At 41.4% G+C, this 16,768-nt stretch carries 20 protein-coding genes; 10 read left to right on the top strand and 10 right to left on the bottom strand.

Annotated elements, in window-relative coordinates:
* Position 1: 1 nt before the first annotated feature.
* Genes ACO06Y_RS07520 through ACO06Y_RS07510 form a run of 3 tightly spaced genes read right to left on the bottom strand, consistent with a single transcriptional unit; the run spans position 2 to position 3,708 of the window.
* The gene (locus ACO06Y_RS07520; protein WP_422083219.1) at positions 2-1,357 is read right to left on the bottom strand and encodes an HlyD family secretion protein; all 1,356 of its coding nucleotides are present in this window, start codon (positions 1,355-1,357) and stop codon (positions 2-4) included.
* Positions 1,358-1,362: 5 nt separating this feature from the next.
* On the bottom strand, positions 1,363-3,030 hold the full coding sequence (locus ACO06Y_RS07515) for a peptidase domain-containing ABC transporter (RefSeq protein ID WP_422083218.1): 1,668 nt from the start codon (positions 3,028-3,030) through the stop codon (positions 1,363-1,365).
* Positions 3,031-3,033: 3 nt separating this feature from the next.
* A complete protein-coding gene (locus tag ACO06Y_RS07510; protein WP_422083217.1) occupies positions 3,034-3,708 on the bottom strand; it encodes a TetR/AcrR family transcriptional regulator in 675 nt (224 codons plus the stop codon).
* A 157-nt stretch (positions 3,709-3,865) separates the two neighbouring features.
* Here ACO06Y_RS07510 and ACO06Y_RS07505 point away from each other — a divergent pair, with 157 nt between their 5' ends.
* On the top strand, positions 3,866-4,261 hold the full coding sequence (locus ACO06Y_RS07505) for a hypothetical protein (protein ID WP_422083216.1): 396 nt from the start codon (positions 3,866-3,868) through the stop codon (positions 4,259-4,261).
* Positions 4,262-4,278: 17 nt separating this feature from the next.
* Positions 4,279-4,668 (top strand): hypothetical protein, encoded by a 390-nt coding sequence (locus ACO06Y_RS07500; RefSeq protein WP_422083215.1) that lies wholly within the window; start codon positions 4,279-4,281, stop codon positions 4,666-4,668.
* A 178-nt stretch (positions 4,669-4,846) separates the two neighbouring features.
* On the opposite strand, the gene ACO06Y_RS07495 is transcribed toward ACO06Y_RS07500, so the two are convergent.
* Positions 4,847-5,770: a LysR family transcriptional regulator gene (locus ACO06Y_RS07495; RefSeq protein ID WP_422083214.1), complete on the bottom strand. Its 924-nt coding sequence runs from the start codon at positions 5,768-5,770 to the stop codon at positions 4,847-4,849.
* A 120-nt stretch (positions 5,771-5,890) separates the two neighbouring features.
* On the opposite strand from ACO06Y_RS07495, the gene ACO06Y_RS07490 reads away from it, so the two are divergent.
* The 6 genes from ACO06Y_RS07490 to ACO06Y_RS07465 are packed head-to-tail and all read left to right on the top strand — an operon-like array spanning position 5,891 to position 10,498.
* Positions 5,891-7,324 carry an NADP-dependent isocitrate dehydrogenase gene (locus tag ACO06Y_RS07490; RefSeq protein WP_422083213.1) on the top strand — a complete coding sequence of 478 codons (1,434 nt, stop codon included), beginning with the start codon at positions 5,891-5,893 and terminating at the stop codon, positions 7,322-7,324.
* Positions 7,287-7,649, top strand: coding sequence for a hypothetical protein (locus tag ACO06Y_RS07485; RefSeq protein WP_422083212.1), 363 nt, complete (start codon positions 7,287-7,289; stop codon positions 7,647-7,649). Before ACO06Y_RS07490 ends, ACO06Y_RS07485 begins: the two co-directional genes overlap by 38 nt.
* A gap of 46 nt (positions 7,650-7,695) precedes the next feature.
* Entirely contained in the window at positions 7,696-8,658 is a 963-nt protein-coding gene (locus ACO06Y_RS07480) for a sodium-dependent bicarbonate transport family permease (RefSeq protein WP_422083211.1), read from the top strand.
* A gap of 35 nt (positions 8,659-8,693) precedes the next feature.
* Positions 8,694-9,257: a DNA-3-methyladenine glycosylase I gene (locus tag ACO06Y_RS07475; protein ID WP_422083210.1), complete on the top strand. Its 564-nt coding sequence runs from the start codon at positions 8,694-8,696 to the stop codon at positions 9,255-9,257.
* Positions 9,258-9,282: 25 nt separating this feature from the next.
* Positions 9,283-9,831 carry a hypothetical protein gene (locus tag ACO06Y_RS07470; RefSeq protein ID WP_422083209.1) on the top strand — a complete coding sequence of 183 codons (549 nt, stop codon included), beginning with the start codon at positions 9,283-9,285 and terminating at the stop codon, positions 9,829-9,831.
* A complete protein-coding gene (locus tag ACO06Y_RS07465; protein WP_422083208.1) occupies positions 9,818-10,498 on the top strand; it encodes a DUF2490 domain-containing protein in 681 nt (226 codons plus the stop codon). The genes ACO06Y_RS07470 and ACO06Y_RS07465 overlap by 14 nt, the downstream gene beginning before the upstream one ends.
* Here ACO06Y_RS07465 and aat read toward each other — a convergent pair.
* The 5 genes from aat to ACO06Y_RS07440 form a co-directional block, all read right to left on the bottom strand.
* Positions 10,469-11,149 carry a leucyl/phenylalanyl-tRNA--protein transferase gene (gene aat / locus ACO06Y_RS07460; protein ID WP_422083207.1) on the bottom strand — a complete coding sequence of 227 codons (681 nt, stop codon included), beginning with the start codon at positions 11,147-11,149 and terminating at the stop codon, positions 10,469-10,471. The genes ACO06Y_RS07465 and aat overlap by 30 nt on opposite strands.
* A 19-nt stretch (positions 11,150-11,168) precedes the next feature.
* Positions 11,169-12,548, bottom strand: coding sequence for a short-chain fatty acid transporter (locus tag ACO06Y_RS07455; RefSeq protein ID WP_422083206.1), 1,380 nt, complete (start codon positions 12,546-12,548; stop codon positions 11,169-11,171).
* Between the two features lie 88 nt (positions 12,549-12,636).
* A complete protein-coding gene (locus tag ACO06Y_RS07450) occupies positions 12,637-13,014 on the bottom strand; it encodes a DUF3127 domain-containing protein (protein ID WP_422083205.1) in 378 nt (125 codons plus the stop codon).
* 40 nt (positions 13,015-13,054) lie between these two features.
* The gene (locus tag ACO06Y_RS07445) at positions 13,055-13,858 is read right to left on the bottom strand and encodes a hypothetical protein (protein ID WP_422083204.1); all 804 of its coding nucleotides are present in this window, start codon (positions 13,856-13,858) and stop codon (positions 13,055-13,057) included.
* Positions 13,855-14,727, bottom strand: a complete 873-nt coding sequence (locus tag ACO06Y_RS07440; RefSeq protein ID WP_422083203.1) for a flavin reductase family protein — start codon at positions 14,725-14,727, stop codon at positions 13,855-13,857. Before ACO06Y_RS07440 ends, ACO06Y_RS07445 begins: the two co-directional genes overlap by 4 nt.
* Positions 14,728-14,845: 118 nt before the next feature.
* On the opposite strand from ACO06Y_RS07440, the gene ACO06Y_RS07435 reads away from it, so the two are divergent.
* Entirely contained in the window at positions 14,846-15,994 is a 1,149-nt protein-coding gene (locus ACO06Y_RS07435) for a sensor histidine kinase (protein ID WP_422083202.1), read from the top strand.
* Positions 15,995-15,996: 2 nt separating this feature from the next.
* Positions 15,997-16,353, top strand: a complete 357-nt coding sequence (locus ACO06Y_RS07430) for a hypothetical protein (RefSeq protein WP_422083201.1) — start codon at positions 15,997-15,999, stop codon at positions 16,351-16,353.
* On the opposite strand, the gene ACO06Y_RS07425 is transcribed toward ACO06Y_RS07430, so the two are convergent.
* Entirely contained in the window at positions 16,343-16,732 is a 390-nt protein-coding gene (locus tag ACO06Y_RS07425) for an HIT family protein (RefSeq protein WP_422083200.1), read from the bottom strand. The genes ACO06Y_RS07430 and ACO06Y_RS07425 overlap by 11 nt on opposite strands.
* Positions 16,733-16,768 lie beyond the last annotated feature (36 nt).

Raw genomic sequence — 16,768 nt, 5'->3', positions numbered from 1 at the left:
TCTATTTTTTATCGGCATTAGCCATCTTACCATTTTCAGGCTGGTAATAATTTGGGGGAAATCCGTTGAGTTGTCGCCATAACTCGAACCAAATGGGCACATCTTCCAAAAGCGCAATGGTGTTGGCCCCGGAACCTACCCTCAGATCTTTTGGCCAAGGATGGTCTTCGGCATCCGGTGCCAAAAGGATGCGATATTTACCATTGTCGCTGATAAATGTTTCTATGGCAACGACAACCCCGCCATAGGTTCCATAGGAGAGATTGGGCCATCCACTGAAGATGATAACGGGCCAACCATCAAACTGTATCCGGACTTTTTCGCCTAAATGCATCAATGGTAGGTCAATGGGCCGAACGAAAGTCTCAACAGCCATTTCATATTGGGCCGGCATAATCCCAACCAATTGGTCACCTTCCTTAAAAGTTTCCCCAATTCCGGATTGTAGGGCCTTGTTGATAAAACCGGTCCGTGGAGCTCGAATGTAATAGAGATCATTTCGTATCTCATAATTGCTAAACTCATTCTCTAATTTGGTCACCTGGGCCTCCGAGTCAAATTGGTTTGATTGGGCAGTAAACTTATCGCTTTGTGCCTTGGCGATCTTATCGGCATATTCGGCCTTGACCCGGGTAATCTCCACTTCCGCATTGATCACTTCGTTCTTGCTGGCCAATAGCTTGTTTTCCTGGGAAATCAGTTTAGCCTGGGTCTCTTGCTGTTTTAAACGTTTTTCCTCAACATCGGTGACCGCTTTTAATCCTTCGCTCTCCAATTGTGAGGTACGGTCAAACTGTCTGTTCGCTATAATAATATTAGTCTTTGCGGCTTCAAGGTCAATACTATCGCTCTGCACTTTCAGCTTTGCCTGCAAAAGCTTGTTCCTGGCCTGCTCCAATTTTAACTTGAGTTCCTGTTTAAGTGCTTCAATTTGATTATCCAAGGCCTTTACCTTCTCCTGATAAGAAAGTACGGACATGGATTTGGCCTTGATCTGCTGTCCCGTTCTTTCGACCAGCATAGGATCAAAATACTCGTTCTTGATTTCGGAAATGTGCAATATGGTATCCCCTTTTTGAACGAAATCACCTTCCTTGACATACCATCTTTCAATCCTTCCCGGAATGGGTGACTGTATGGTCTGCGGTCTCTGATCCGGTGTCAATGTGGTGAGATAGCCCTCACCTGTGACATTCTGTGTCCAGGGTAAAAATAAGATAATCAAAAAAGCCACGGCAAATCCTATCAAGAACCTATTAAAGTGCTTGTAGTGCCTTTTATGGAAAACCTTTTCCGTGGATTTGTATCCCCTTAAATCCACGTTCTTGTTTACGCTATTTCTTGAGATATTCAACATAGAATCTATTTTTCGCTAGTTATTTTGCCTTTTTCCAAAGTGAGGATCCGGCCACATCGATCTATCCATTTAGGGTTTTGACTAACCACCATCAGAGCCCATGGACTATCCTTATGGGTAAGGAAATCCATAATGCGTGTAGCCTCCTTTTCATCAAATTGGTCCAAAGGATCTTTTAGAATAATTAATTCAGGTTTTCTTACTATACTACGCGCCAAAACTATTTTTTTGGAAATGGTGTAGGAAATCTGTTTCCCCTCCGGATAAATAATGGTCTTTAGTCCCTGGGGCTGCTCCTTTACAAATTGGGTAAGCCCAGCATTTTCCAATGCCCAATAGATATCGTCCATGGGCACGTCATCATCCCCAAATGTTATGTTCTCCAGGATAGTGCCTTCAAAGGGCGACTCCTCGGTCAGTGATTGGCCCAAGTGCGCACGGTAATAATTGAGATTTAGTCCCCTCAACGACACATTGTTAATAAAGATATCGCCCTCATCCGGTTCAATAATCCCCGCAATAAGCCTTAGCAGGGTAGCCTTACCGGAACCATTGGGCCCTTGTAACAAAATGGTACAATTTGGAGTTATCGTAAGGGAAACATCGTCTATAATCTTTCTGTTGGTCCCTGGAATTTTATAGGTGACCCTATCCAATTCCACGGTAAACCCTTCATGCTCCTTAAATGGTTCCTCACCTTTCTGGGGTTCCAATTCCTTATCTACCACCTGACCTAGTTTTTCCAAGGAAGTAAGGACATCATAAAAGGATTCCAGGCCCAGGATAAGTTTCTCTACGGAGGCGATGACCAAGAGGATAATAATCTCCGCAGCTACGAACTGCCCAATATTCATTTCTTGGTTCAATACCAACAGACCACCAATTAAAAGCAATCCGGCGGTTACCAATACCTTAAACCCGATCATCTGAATAAATTGGAGTACCAATATCCTAAAATGGCTTTCCCTAGCTTCCAGATAACCATCCACCAAGCCATCACTTTTCCTAAGGGCGTGATTGGTCCTACCGGACAGTTTAAAGCTAACTATGGAACGTGCTACTTCCTGTATCCAGTGAGCTACCTTATACTTGTTTTTGGATTCATCCAAACTGGTTTCCAATCCTCTTTGAATTGTAAATTTAAATACAATATAAATCAACACTATCAATAGTATCCCATAGATAATGAAGAAAGGATGGTAAAAGGAAAGTAGCAATAACCCAAAGATGATCTGGAGCAAAGCCGTTGGAAAATCCACCAAGAGCTTGGACAGCCCTTTTTGAACATTTAGGGTATCAAAAAAGCGATTGGCCAATTCGGGGGGATAAAAATTCCGTAGCTCGCTCATTCTTATTTTGGGAAATCTGTAGGTAAATTCAAAGGAGGCGCGTGTAAATATTTTTTGCTGGATATTCTCAATAATCCTGATCTGCATCAATTGTAATATACCTGCAAAGGCCACTCCTAGGGTAACCAGTACCACCAATATTATCCAAGAAGTACTTACTTGGGCTCCTTGAATGAGGTTTATAATGGCCTGAATACCCAGAGGCAGGGAAAGGGTCACAAGTCCGGCAAAAATGGCATAATAGAAAATTTGAAGCACATCCTTTCTGTCCAATTTCAGCAGCCCTACCAAGCGCTGCCATGCCGTCAAAATCTTTTTTGCCATGTATTAAGCTTTTAAGGATTTGAACACTAAATCAATGAAATATTGGGTAGGGGTTATATCTTCATTGCAGTCCGTTAGGGACGAAAAGTGTTCTTTTAGGAAATATTGATGCAAAGACCCTTCGATAATTGTACTTGAAAGACTGGATGGATAAGGATAACTGGAATCCAAGGCCTTTATCATATTACTTATACGGTTTATCAACCTCTTATAGATAACAAAATACCCCTCCTTGTTTTCCTCATCTACCTCTTTGGTCAAATAGGATTTTGAATACTCGTTGATTACGATTTTGTTCAATGCAACTTCATTAATATGCGAAAAGGCAGAATCTTCCTTGGTTTCACGGGTCATAATCTCTATCGCTTTTGTAAGTTTGTCCTTTGTATCGGGAATGCTGTTGGTAGAAAATACCAATTGATACTCCAACCACCCCCAATACCAAGAGGTGAGATATAATAGAAGTTTATGCTTATTCTCAAAATACCTGTAAATGGAACTTTCATTGGATCCGATTTTAGCACCTAATTTTCTAAATGTGAAACTTTCGAACCCCATCTCATGTATCATTAAAATACTTTCTTCCACTATTCTCTTTCCTAAATCAGAAGATTCCGGATCCTTGATAAATATTTTTTCATTAATCCCGATTTTCAATGATTGCAGTAGATGCTCCATGATTGTTCTTGTTTTGTAGTTATCGCACAAATATAATAGTAATACTATCATATTTTAATAGTTTAACAACTATTTAACGAAAGTAGCACTGCCATATGTAGAAGTATTGCTATATTTGTAATTAGAAGGCTGTGAAACTGACAATATCATAATGAAAATGAAGCCATTACTACTATTTATAGGAATTTTCGCTCCATTTTTTATGGGGAGTGCACAACAAACAGGTTTGTTGGTCTTGGACGATTATCAGAAAATTGAGACCTCCTATGCCTCTACCATACATGAAATACAACTTCCTGCGGAAGAAGTTATGGCCATCATGGGCGGTTTGAACGATTGGGACGGGATGAACAATTATTTCAACATATTTGGAAGTAAACTGATTGTTGAACGTATGGATATAAACAGTGATGGATCCAAACAACTTACACTAAGACGTGAGGATGGTAGGGATTTTTATAATCTATTCCAGACCATCACCGCAAAATTGATTCCTATTTCGGTTGAAAACGACCGGAATAGTGCAAACTCTCAAATATATAGTACACAATAACCTAAATTCAATATAATATGAAAACAGTAGTATTCTCCTTGGTATTTATGCTTGCAGGTTTTACGGCCATGGCACAGGACACTAGTGATTTGGTTGAAATTGGAGATGTTATGAGCATTAACGTTCCCGAAAACGGTAGTTTTACGCATATTCATTTTCCTCGAAAAAACCTTATCATAAAAAGAGGTGGCATAGCGGACATGAAAAGTGTCCATGGCAATAAAGTAGTGGTTACGGACATTAAGACCAAAGCTAATGGAAATACCATAGTCACCTTAAAACGTAAAAATGGTCGAAAATTTTTCAAGCACTTCCCATCCGTAAAAGCCGATCTGGAAAGTGCACTGGCGAAAGGCGAATTAAAAATTGCCGATTCCTCCCAAAAGGATGAAATTGCCAGAAGATAAAAGAAGATAAATCGTATTTAATTTTGTTCTCTCAGAGCACCGGCCCATTCACAATCGTATTCGCTAGACGGTTTTGGTCCCATGGCCGGTGCCTCTATTTGCAGAGATTTCAATGTATCAGGAAAAATGGACTGTTCCCGAAGATACGTTAATCCCAATTACTAAGGGAAAGTAAACATTAATAGTCTCCGAACCAATTGAATTTCTCATGAATAATTTTGGTTTTGGTCTCTTCAATATGTTCCAAAAAAGCCTTTGCCACGGGAGAGAGGTTTTTAGAACTTAACCAAACCAGGTTCCATGTTGTTATTATGGGCAACCCTTTTACAGGAATAATTTGAAGGTCTCCGTTACTAAGTTCGTTTTTAATGCCGATCAAGGGCATTATGGAGCTTCCCAAACCGGCAAGTACGGCCTGCTTTACCGCTTCGTTGGAAGTAAGTTCCATCTTCTTACGTATAGAAAACCGATTCCGGGTTATAAAGTTTTCCATAGCACCCCGAGTGGCGGAACCCGGTTCCCTAAATATCAAGGGGAGTTCCTCAAAAAGTTTCTTCCCATCCTTAACGTTTTTCAATATCATTCCAGAATGGCCAACAAAAAAAAGTTTGTTCTCCATAAGTTCTACGCGATCTATTTTTAATTTTTTAGGGAGTACGGATACAAAGGCAAAGTCCACCTCATTTTGTTCCAGGCTTTCGACCACCTTGGTTTTGTTGGTTACATCCATAATCAAATCGATTCCCGGATGTTTCCTCATAAATTCGGAAAGAAAATAGGGAATTACGTATTTACCGGTAGAAACTACCGAAATCTTCATACGACCGGCCAACTGTCCTTCGTGGAATAAGGTCTTATAGTTTATGGCATATACTTCGTTCAGAATCTTTTCCGCCGCCTCGGCTATCTCCTTTCCGAAATCAGTAATGAACAATTTACGTCCAACCACCTCGGTAAGGGGAAGTGAGAACTGGTCCTGAAAATTCTTGAGTTGAATGGAAACTGCAGGTTGTGTTAGGTGAAGCTCCTCAGAAGCCTTCGTAATACTTTGTGTTTCAGATATTTTAAGGAATATTTTGAGTTGATGAAGTGTATAATTCATAATAAATGTTAATATAATTCATAATAAATATAAATATTAATTTATTAATAATGGTGTTATTTTTGCTGCCAATAAATACAAATCAAATAATTAAAAAAAATCGAAATCCTAAGAAAACGTATGGACAAAATTACAGTAGCAAAAGGTGATGGCATTGGGCCGGAAATCATGGACGCAACCTTGGATATACTCTTAAACGCAGGTGCACAGTTGGAGATAGATGAAATAGAAATCGGGGAACAGGTGTATCTCGCCGGCAATACAGCAGGCATTGCCCCGGAATCCTGGGAAAGTATCCGTAGAAACAAGGTTTTTCTAAAAGCACCGATCACCACTCCCCAGGGCGGAGGATATAAAAGCCTCAATGTTACCACAAGAAAGTCCTTGGGACTATATGCCAATGTACGCCCATGCAAAAGCCTACATCCATTCATTAGTACCAAGCATCCGGATATGGATGTGGTGATAATCCGAGAGAACGAAGAGGATCTTTATGCCGGTATAGAGCATCAACAAACGGATGAGGTCGTTCAATGTCTTAAACTGATAAGTCGTCCAGGATGTGAAAAAATAGTCCGATATGCCTTCGAATTTGCAAAAAAGTACCACCGGAAAAAGGTCACTTGTTTTACCAAGGACAATATTATGAAACAAACGGATGGTCTTTTTCATAAAGTGTTCGATGAAATCGCCGTTGAGTATCCGGAAATAGAGAACGAACATTGGATCGTGGATATAGGTGCCGCTAAAATGGCGGATACCCCAGAGTTGTTCGATGTAATCGTTATGCCCAATCTTTACGGGGATGTCCTCTCCGATGTTGCGGCCCAGATAACCGGTTCCGTAGGTTTGGCAGGTTCCGCCAATATAGGTGAAGAATGTGCCATGTTCGAGGCCATCCATGGTTCTGCACCGCGAAGGGCCGGTCAAAACCTGGCGAATCCATCCGGGCTATTACAGGGAGCCATTATGATGTTGAATCACCTCGGGCAAACGGATATAGCCGAGAAAGTGCAAAATGCCTGGCTATGTACCATGGAAGAAGGTATTCATACCTATGATATCTACAAAGAAGGAACAAGTACAAAAAAAGTGGGCACCAAAGAATTTGCGGAAGCTGTCATCGCCAATCTGGGCAAGACACCCAAGACCCTGGCCAAGGTCAGCTATGAAAAAGGCACACCTTTGAATCTGCCCAAATATGAGCGTAAACCTCTTGCGGACAAGGTATTGGTAGGTGTAGATCTTTTTGTGCATTGGCCAGGTTTCGAAGCAAACGAAATTGGGCAAGTATTGCAGAAACTGGATAATGAAAAAGTAAAATTGACCATGATAACCAATAGGGGCATAAAAGTGTGGCCCCGTGGTTTTAAGGAGACCTTTTGTACCGACCACTGGCGATGCAGGTTCTCCGCACAGTCCGACCAAATGGAAAAAGATGAAATTGTAAGGCTTATGGGCGATGCCGTAAAGCATAATATCGATGTCATCAAAACTGAAAACCTTTATCAATTTGATGGAAAGCAAGCTTTTTCGCTGGGCCAAGGGCAATAGTAACAAATATGGTAAACCTCATTCTCGGGAAGACAAATGCGTTCCCCCCGAGGGTGAGGGTGCCATAAAATTGGTACAGGGCGTTTTCTCACCTGTGGAGGCCGCCGATGTACTTTTGTCATTGATCAATGATAAAATCAAGTTTCATACTGTCCAAGCACTTAACTTACAAAAAGGCTATCAAGAAGACACTTCGCATTCCGAGGAACGCATCAAGGAATTAAAGGAAGCAAAAAACATGGTAAAAGATCTTGTGGTAAAAGCCCATAAAGAGGGTATGAAAGTTGAGATAAGTAGCCCCATAAAAATCAGTCTTACCAAGTAACCTGCATAAATCTTATTTTTGCGCTTAATAACCAACGACCACTTAAATGGATTTACACCTATTGGTAGATAATCTTACCAATCCCGCATTGCTTTTTTTCTTTTTAGGCATTATTGCAGTACAGCTCAAAAGCGATTTGGAAATTCCGCCTAATTCCTCAAAGTTCATTTCGCTCTATCTTATGTTCTCCATTGGCTTCAAAGGGGGGCTTGAGCTTTCACATAGTGATTTGGATATGGAAATATTGTGGTCCCTGCTTTTTGGGGTATTTCTGGCCCTTTTCGTCCCAATTTATGCATACTTCATCCTACGTCGAAAATTTAATGTCGCCAACTCGGGGGCCATTGCAGCCGCCTATGGTTCCGTAAGTGCCGTAACCTTTGTAACGGCCGTTTCCTTTTTGGAAATTGAACAAATAGAGTTCGGGGGGCACATGGTCGCCGTAATGGCCTTAATGGAGGCGCCTTCCATTATTATCGGGGTCTTGCTAATGGCATACTTTCAAAAGGATAAAAAAAATGAAGTAAAACTTAATGGTGTCCTACATCATTCGTTGACCAATGGCAGCGTACTTCTTATTTTGGGCAGTTTGGCCATTGGTTTTTTGGCCAGCGATCAGCAAGCAAGAGGTATAGAGCCTTTCACCACGGATATTTTTAAAGGATTCCTGGCGGTATTCTTATTGGATATGGGCATTAGTAGTGGAAAAAAACTAAACGATTTTCTTAAAAAGGGATGGTTTGCTTTTTTCTTTGCTATCATCATTCCCCTAATAAATGGATGTATCGTGGCTATTGTAAGTTCAACCTTTACCGAAAGTGTCGGTAATCGGTTTTTATTCGCCATTTTGGCGGCAAGTGCCTCCTACATAGCGGTACCGGCGGCAATGCGTTTGGCTGCACCACAGGCCAATCCCAGTCTCTATTTACCCATGGCGCTTGCCATTACCTTTCCCTTCAACATCACCTTGGGTATGCCCCTTTACCTCTACATTGTCCAAACGTTTTGATCTAATACCTATCTTTGGTTTAAAGTTGAACCCTTATGGAAAAACACAGATGTGGCTGGTGCTTGGGAGACGACCTATATGAAGCCTATCACGATTACGAATGGGGCGTTCCCGTAAAGGACGACAACACCTTATTCGAGTTTCTGATATTAGAGTCCTTTCAAGCCGGTCTTAGTTGGATTACCATCCTTAGGAAACGTGAAAACTTTAGAAAGGCCTTCGATAACTTCGATTACAAGAAAATAGCGGTATATGACCAAAACAAAATCGATGTACTTCTAAAAGACTCTGGTATTGTACGAAACAAACTAAAGATACATGCCACGGTTACCAATGCCCAAGCCTTCATGGAAATACAACGGGAATTTGGGACTTTCAGTGATTATATCTGGGGTTTTGTGAATGGCAAGCCCATTAAAAATGCCTTCAAAAATTATACGGAGGCCCCGGCAAATACAGCACTTTCCGATGCCATTAGCAAGGATTTAAAGAAAAGAGGGTTTAAATTTGTAGGTAGTACCGTGGTCTATGCCCATATGCAGGCAACGGGCATGGTAAATGATCACGAAACCCAATGCTTTAGGTACCATGAGGTATAGCATCATCTTCTTATTAGTCTTGGTTATGGCCTTTTCACCATGTTTTGGCCAGACCAAATACGAGCGGGAGTTCCGTATCCTTAAAAAACAATTCCCGGAAAAAGCCCTGAATTATATCTCCGAAGAGATACAAGGGGCGAAAAGGGTTCGATTTTATAAGGAAATAGATAGTGCCAAGATCAGTTTTGAGGCCAAGTTCAAAAAAGATAAACTTAAATATAGCATCGAGTTCGATGAAAACGGAAAACTTGAGGATATAGAAATTACTATAAAGCAGGTAGACATCCCCAATTCGAGTTGGGCAAACATCCAGGAATACCTTAGTACGACCTTTAAGAAATCGAAAATCAGAAAGATACAACAACAATATCCCGTAACGGAAGGCGAATCTCCCGAAACTACCATCAAGAATGCATTTCAAAATTTATTGCTTCCTTCCATAAACTATGAGTTGATCGTAAATGCAAAAAAAGAATGGGAACATGAACAATTCGAAATTCTCTTCGACGCCAATGGAAATCTGCTGAAACTAAGAAAGTCGCTGCCACCTAATTATGACCATGTGTTATATTAAAACAATATGTAGAGGCCTTGCCCTACTATTGTTCCAGTCTGTAACGGCACAGAATTTTACCGGTTATTGGGAGCCGGAAGTTGCACTCAATTATAAAGTAGCCACCAATTATTCCCACAACTTTTCGCTCGATGTGCGTAATTATACCTACCGAACCAACGATCTTCAGTTACGGTCGCGTCATTTGGACATTGCCCATTTTTCCAAATTGGACATTGGCAATAGTCAGAGCTTGGCCATTGGGATTCAATACAGATTTAGGGATGTTTTCGAGGACGAGGAGCAAAACGAACTTCGATTTACCCAGCAATACAATATTACCCACCTGCGCGGTACCATTAGATTCGGAGATCGATTACGAATGGAACAACGAATTACGCCAAATAGGACCATCCATCGATTTCGATATCGATTTGCCCTGGACTTTGCACTACAAGGTGAAAAGTTGGATATAGGGGAGCCCTATTTTGTTGCTTCAACCGAAAGCTTGCTTAGTGTAACCCGGGGCAATGGCCCGGAATGGGATCAAAGGGTAACTACAAATATTGGCTGGTTGTTGAGTGGCCATACCAAATTTCAGACGGGCTTGGAATACCGTTTGGAGAACTATACGCAAAACACGGAAAATGTGCTTTTTCTATTCTCCTCCCTGATTTTTTTCCTGTAATAGCTTGATAAAGTCCGAACGAGGTATTTCCTTGGCTCCCAAACTTTCCAAGTGTTTGGTATGTAATTGGCAATCGATTAGATTATAATTTTTTGAAGCCAGTTCCTGTGCCAAACGTATAAATGCAAATTTGGAAGCGTTATCCGTAATACTGAACATGCTTTCACCACAGAAAACGTGTCCTAAATCCACACCATATAGACCCCCTACCAGAGTGCCCTTTTCCCAAACTTCATAGGATTTGGCATATCCCCTTGTATGGAGTTCCGTATAAGCCGATTTCATATCGTTGGTTATCCAAGTCCCTTGTTGATTTGCCCGTTTTACCGTGGCGCATTGGTGAAGCACCTCTTCAAAGCAGGTGTTTTTGGTCAATTGAAATCTACCGCTGTTCAAAACTTTGCGCATGCTTTTGGAAATTTTGATGTTTTCCGGGAAAAGTACCATTCTTGGATTTGGACTCCACCATAAAATCAAGGAATCCTCATTAAACCAAGGGAAGATGCCATTTTGATAGGCAAGCAAAAGCCGTTCTGGGGATAAATCGCCTCCTACGGCCAGTAATCCCTCCGAATTGGCATGCTCCACGGAAGGAAATTCCAGTCGCTCCGTTAGAAAGAACAAGGGGTTATTGGCCCTATCCTTTTGCATAGCTGATTTTATTTCAAATTTACGCAAAAATGAGTAGTCCAAAAACATAGATACAGCTACCAGCCATCATAAAAATAATGGTATAAGGCAATATTTCCTTTGCCTTGAGCTTGGTTATGCCCAGTAAAGGTAAGGCCCAAAAAGGCTGCAACATATTGGTAATCTGATCGCCATAGGCCAAAGCCATGATTGCCTTGGGTAAGGGTACATTCAACCGAAGCGCGGATTCAATGACCAAAGGTCCTTGTACCGCCCATTGTCCCCCACCGCTAGGAACAAAAATATTGACCAGACCTGCGCTGATAAAAGTAAAGATAGGGAGTGTAACCCCATTGGAAATGGATACGAAAAAGTTGGAAATCCCATTGATCATTCCGGTACCGGCCATAATGCCCATGATGCCAAAATACAAAGGAAACTGAATCAGGATTCCTGCCGTATCCCCTATGGCCGACTGTACCGCATGCAGAAAACTTTGGAAATTACCGTGCAAAATCAATGCGAGGCCCAACATAAAAAAATTGAGCATATTCGGTGTTATGTTCAAGGTTCTGAGCAATGGTGCATATTGAAAGGCGAAGGCGATTAGAATCAATACTCCAAAGGCTATTGACAACCATTTGGCATAATCAAGTCTTTCGGCTCCCTTTGGTTTCTTATCCGATATTCCAAGAAAGCTATAAACGGGCAAATCCAAATTCGTGGGCTTTGTAGTCCTTCCCAATCTTAAGGCAATAAGGGAAATAGTAACTATAACGATCATAAAAATAATCAGGTTCCAATTGCTGAAAACAGTTTGGGACGTGGAAACGGTATTGGGTAGATTTGAAAGAACCTGCGAATTGGATATGTTCTCCATCAAACTTTGCAAATGGCCGGCCTCGGATACTTTTATCGGTGCCGAACCGCTGATCCCGCCATGCCAAACCATTAATCCAACATAGCCACATGCCCCGATCAAAGGATAATTTATGGGAACGCCATTCTTCTGGGCGTGCTCACCTACCTTTCGTGCCAAAATCGCCCCAAAAATGAGGCCAAGGCCCCAATTGAAAAAGGAGACCAACATGGTAGGCAATGCCACCCATACCGCTGCATTGGACGGGTTCGTAACATAACTTGTCAATCTAAGGATAAGCTGTTCCATGGGTCTGCTCAGCACCAAAACATGTCCAAGGACCAAAATCAACATCATTTGATAAGCAAATACCAAAAGTCCATTGTTCCAAACACCACTTTCCCAATACCTAAGTATCGCGACCCAATGATTTTGATCGGACGTACTTTCCGTAAATAACAAAGCCAACAAGATGGTCAAAAGGGTAAGCAATACGGCAATCGTAAAAGGTGATGGCAGGTATTTTCGAAAGACATGTTCAATTGCACCAGTGAGGTTCATTAGCTGAAAGTAGGTAAAATGGAATGAAAATAAAAGGCCGGCCCAGTTTTGAAAACCGGGCCGGCCCGAAAATAATGCAATTCAATTTCTAAAAGGGCAAATCGTCATGATCCTCTTCGTTGAGATTGTCCACTGGTTCAAAAGCCTCCACTGGGGGTGCCGGCGGCATTTCTGGGTTGTTTTCCTCAGATTGTAAACTTTCAATGCGCCATCCTTGTATGGAATTAAAATATTTTACCTCACCCTGAGGGTTAGTCCATTCCCTTCCCCTGATATTAATACTGATCCTTACCGGCTGACCTACATTAAAATTGTTCAACAAATCGGTCTTGTCCTGAATAAACTCTACCAAAATATGTTGGGGATATTGTTCTTCCGTGGTCACTACCACTTCCCTTTTCCTAAAACCGTTATTACCAAAGGTCTTTGTTTCACCCACCATCTTAATTTTTCCTTGTATTTCCATAATTCCTATCGTTTATATATTGCTCTTTTTGTATTTCGTTTTATTGTGGAATTCCCATAAGATAGGTTCCCTTCTTCTTGCCTTTTTCATTTTTGGCAAATCCTTTTTCCCAAGTGTAATTTTCTTTTTTTAGCCCATCGAGTAATTTATCCAGATCCGCAAAGGTATACATTCTGGGTAATGAAGCCTGTCCGTCCCATGCATAGCATATAGGAATAATGGGTATTACATATGTAAATACAAGCTGTTTCCAAGTGAGGGGTTTTACAAAGGGAGTCATAAAAAGGACCATAACCATAAGGATACTGAGGCTAATGGGCAGCAATACCCACCAAACCAATAACGGAATATTATTCTCTCCCAACTCATAGATCAATAGCGGTTGGTGGTTTTCCTGAGCAGACTTCAATATGTCTCTGGCTTCCTTGGGCGGCATGTGATGAAAACTGTTGACCATGGTTTTGAGCCCTTCCGGGGCGGTAGCGATATCGGTGGCATCTACCGAATTTTCATAGTAACTGATCCCCGTTTCGGGAGTAGTATTGAATCTTTGGATAAACCCCTTATTGGGATATAAATCCGTCATTATCAATTCTACATGTTCCAAACCTCGCTTTGTACGTAAAATTTTCAATACCTCGGGCATGGCCCCGCCCGAACCCGAACCCATATCCACAATGCGGGATATTTTTTTATCCTGAATTACACCGGCAATCAAGCCGGCCAAGGCTTCCGAAGTTCCCATCATCTTTTGTAAGACCACTATTAAATTCGTCATACAGTTCCTGAGCCAATCGGGAAACCAGCTAAAATCCTCAAATTCGAATAGTTGGATCCTTTTCATAGGGCCAATAAAATTTTCCATGCGGAAAGTGCCTCATTTTTGTTCAAATAGTCCTGAGCCATTCTATGTAGTTTATTACGATCTTGGTCATCCACAATGGATTGCAATTCAATATTATCTTGTTTAAAAACGGCTACTTCCTCAAGGGATGGAATTTGTTGCACATTTCCCAACTTGCCTAAATCATTTCCGGTAAGTATCTTGCTAAACCGAATATCCTCTGGAATCCGGTCTACCCCAATACCCAAGGTGGAAAGAGGTTTGGGAACCTCAAAAAGTCCCTCTACTGCCCTAGTGTACCAATTGCCTCCCATACGTGCGACCTGATCTATCTTGTAGGGGTCTATATTTTCATTTTCATCCAAAACCGAGGTGTCCAAATGTATTTTCAACACTTCGGAGAAAATGAGATTTCCGGCCCCGCCTTCCTTGCCCAGAGGCTCTACCTTGTTCACTTTACACTCAAACTGTACCGGCGATTCAGCTACGCGATAGGGTTCTACCAAATCGGATTCCAACATGGTAAGACCCGCCTTGATAAACTCGTTCTCTCCTTCGGCATATTCGGTACTGGCCAAGGACATTTGCTGTACCATATTATAATCCACAATGTTGATGACCACTTCCCGTACTTTCAAAACGTTTTCCAATGTATGCTTAGTGGTATTGTCCCTGACCCTACGGGCCGGTGAAAAAATCAAAATCGGAGGGTTGGCACTAAATACATTAAAAAAACTGAACGGTGACAAATTTGGCCTTCCTTTGTCATCTTTTGTACTGGCAAAGGCAATAGGCCTAGGGCCCACCGCTCCTAATAAATAACCATGCAATCGATTCGTAGAAACCTCTCCTGGAAGTATGGAAACCATTTCCGCCATTGTCTTACAAATGTAGCCAATTTACTGCCTATTTAAAACAGGCACATGAAGTCTTTGCACACCAGAATTTGTCAAATTGCGTTATCTTTAAATATAATTAGTCTGTTGGATGAATTTTAATCCGAAAAAGAAAACGCCCAACCTCATTTTATTGATTTCCGCATTTGTAATCGTAAGTCTGATCCTGTGGAATACCAATAGCTTTTTCAAGAAATTTAAGGAAGAGGAACGATCCAAAATGGAAATTTGGGCTACCGCCCAATCCGAACTTTTACAGTCCTCGGAGGACATGGATTTAGGCAACCTTACCATTAAGGTATTACAGAATAATTCTTCAACTCCCATGATCCTGGTGAACAAGGATGGTTCCATAAAAACGAATAATATGCCCCAGGACTTGGTAAACGATTCCACATACCTTAAGGGAAAGATAAGAAAGTTCCAGAATGAAAACACTCCAATTCTCATAGACCAACAAGGCGAACATCTCGCAACCCTATATTATGGAAATTCCGAGGTATTGAACAAATTGAAATATTATCCGATAGCCTTATTGCTCATTATCTTTTTGTTCGCTGCGGTCATATTCTTTTTCTTTAAAACGAACAAGGCCTCCGAACAAAATAAGCTCTGGGCGGGTATGGCCAAGGAAACGGCACATCAGATAGGCACTCCCCTTTCTTCCCTTCTGGGATGGAACGAATTGTTGAAGAATGAAAGTATAAATCCCGATATCCCCCTGGAAATCGAAAAGGACATATCCAGACTGGAAACCATTACGGAGCGCTTCTCCAAAATCGGTTCCCTACCGGAATTAAACCCTCATGATATTGTTAAAGAGACCAGGGACGCTTTTGAGTACTTAAAACGAAGAAGTTCCAAACTCATCCACTTTTCGTTCAGTACCAAGGTAGATACCATATCCGTGCTGTTAAACCCCTCACTTTATAATTGGACCATTGAGAATCTGGTAAAGAACGGAATCGATGCCATGAAAGGTCGCGGGAATATCGCTTTGGAGATAATACCGGATGGGAAATATGTAAATATATTGGTTGCGGATACGGGCCACGGCATTCCAAAAAGTGACTTCCAAACCATTTTTAATCCAGGCGTAACCTCCAAAAAAAGGGGTTGGGGCCTAGGCCTATCCCTTGTTAAAAGAATTGTGGAAGAATATCATCGGGGGAAAATCAAAGTCCTTTCTTCCAATAAAGAGGGTACCATAATGCAGATATCCTTAAGAGTAAACCAGTAATTATGCCAAAAGAAAAGTTAGTGACCATAAAGGAGGCGGATATTACCAACAATTGTCCGGAATGTTTTAGTCAGGATATGAAAATTGCCTTTTTTCAAAAGCATACCTACGGTAGATTAATCCACAGGACTACCAATGAGATTACCCACCAAATCACCTGTAAAAAATGTAATTCCATAATATATCCCGTGGACTGGACGGATGATATTGAAAAAATCTTCGATTATTACCAAAAAACGGCGATTCCGCATAAAGCCTCGATACGGTTTACCTCGCTATTCTATGTACTTCTACTCGTATTGGTCGTATTGGTAGGGGCAGGTATATATCTGTTCATGGAAGGGGGCCTCACATTTTAGAGCGAATGCTTTCCGCTATGACTTCAAATTCTTTCGGGGTCAATGCCACCTTGTTTTGAAAAGTGGCATCCCGCATTCCTTGTAAAGGAATCAAATGTACATGTACATGGGGTACTTCCAATCCAATTACGGTAAGCCCCACTCTTTTGCAGTCTATAGCAGCTTCAATAGCTCTACCTACCTTTCTGGAAAACGCCATCAGGCCCATATAGGTTTCCTCATCCAAATCCATGATTTTGTCCACTTCATTTTTGGGAACACAAAGTGTATGGCCTTTGGAATTAGGGTTGATGTCCAAAAACGCGAAGTAGTTTTCGTCCTCGGCTATCTTGTAACAGGGAATTTCCGCATTGATAATCCTGGTGAAAATACTTGGCATATGGTTTATATTAAGACCTACCGGGTTTTCCGCCAA

The sequence above is a fragment of the Ulvibacterium sp. genome (assembly GCF_965228935.1).
Lineage (GTDB): Bacteria > Bacteroidota > Bacteroidia > Flavobacteriales > Flavobacteriaceae > Ulvibacterium.
This window is presented reverse-complemented; position numbering and strand designations above follow the sequence as displayed.

What these genes read in the sequence shown, in the direction of transcription:
- ACO06Y_RS07520 (WP_422083219.1), bottom strand. Translation starts at nt 1,357, where the DNA reads ATGTTGAATATCTCAAGAAATAGCGTAAACAAGAACGTGGATTTAAGG.
- ACO06Y_RS07515 (WP_422083218.1), bottom strand. Translation starts at nt 3,030, where the DNA reads ATGGCAAAAAAGATTTTGACGGCATGGCAGCGCTTGGTAGGGCTGCTG.
- ACO06Y_RS07510 (WP_422083217.1), bottom strand. Translation starts at nt 3,708, where the DNA reads ATGGAGCATCTACTGCAATCATTGAAAATCGGGATTAATGAAAAAATA.
- ACO06Y_RS07505 (WP_422083216.1), top strand. Translation starts at nt 3,866, where the DNA reads ATGAAGCCATTACTACTATTTATAGGAATTTTCGCTCCATTTTTTATG.
- ACO06Y_RS07500 (WP_422083215.1), top strand. Translation starts at nt 4,279, where the DNA reads ATGAAAACAGTAGTATTCTCCTTGGTATTTATGCTTGCAGGTTTTACG.
- ACO06Y_RS07495 (WP_422083214.1), bottom strand. Translation starts at nt 5,770, where the DNA reads ATGAATTATACACTTCATCAACTCAAAATATTCCTTAAAATATCTGAA.
- ACO06Y_RS07490 (WP_422083213.1), top strand. Translation starts at nt 5,891, where the DNA reads ATGGACAAAATTACAGTAGCAAAAGGTGATGGCATTGGGCCGGAAATC.
- ACO06Y_RS07485 (WP_422083212.1), top strand. Translation starts at nt 7,287, where the DNA reads ATGGAAAGCAAGCTTTTTCGCTGGGCCAAGGGCAATAGTAACAAATAT.
- ACO06Y_RS07480 (WP_422083211.1), top strand. Translation starts at nt 7,696, where the DNA reads ATGGATTTACACCTATTGGTAGATAATCTTACCAATCCCGCATTGCTT.
- ACO06Y_RS07475 (WP_422083210.1), top strand. Translation starts at nt 8,694, where the DNA reads ATGGAAAAACACAGATGTGGCTGGTGCTTGGGAGACGACCTATATGAA.
- ACO06Y_RS07470 (WP_422083209.1), top strand. Translation starts at nt 9,283, where the DNA reads ATGGCCTTTTCACCATGTTTTGGCCAGACCAAATACGAGCGGGAGTTC.
- ACO06Y_RS07465 (WP_422083208.1), top strand. Translation starts at nt 9,818, where the DNA reads ATGTGTTATATTAAAACAATATGTAGAGGCCTTGCCCTACTATTGTTC.
- aat (WP_422083207.1), bottom strand. Translation starts at nt 11,149, where the DNA reads ATGCAAAAGGATAGGGCCAATAACCCCTTGTTCTTTCTAACGGAGCGA.
- ACO06Y_RS07455 (WP_422083206.1), bottom strand. Translation starts at nt 12,548, where the DNA reads ATGAACCTCACTGGTGCAATTGAACATGTCTTTCGAAAATACCTGCCA.
- ACO06Y_RS07450 (WP_422083205.1), bottom strand. Translation starts at nt 13,014, where the DNA reads ATGGAAATACAAGGAAAAATTAAGATGGTGGGTGAAACAAAGACCTTT.
- ACO06Y_RS07445 (WP_422083204.1), bottom strand. Translation starts at nt 13,858, where the DNA reads ATGAAAAGGATCCAACTATTCGAATTTGAGGATTTTAGCTGGTTTCCC.
- ACO06Y_RS07440 (WP_422083203.1), bottom strand. Translation starts at nt 14,727, where the DNA reads ATGGTTTCCATACTTCCAGGAGAGGTTTCTACGAATCGATTGCATGGT.
- ACO06Y_RS07435 (WP_422083202.1), top strand. Translation starts at nt 14,846, where the DNA reads ATGAATTTTAATCCGAAAAAGAAAACGCCCAACCTCATTTTATTGATT.
- ACO06Y_RS07430 (WP_422083201.1), top strand. Translation starts at nt 15,997, where the DNA reads ATGCCAAAAGAAAAGTTAGTGACCATAAAGGAGGCGGATATTACCAAC.
- ACO06Y_RS07425 (WP_422083200.1), bottom strand. Translation starts at nt 16,732, where the DNA reads ATGCCAAGTATTTTCACCAGGATTATCAATGCGGAAATTCCCTGTTAC.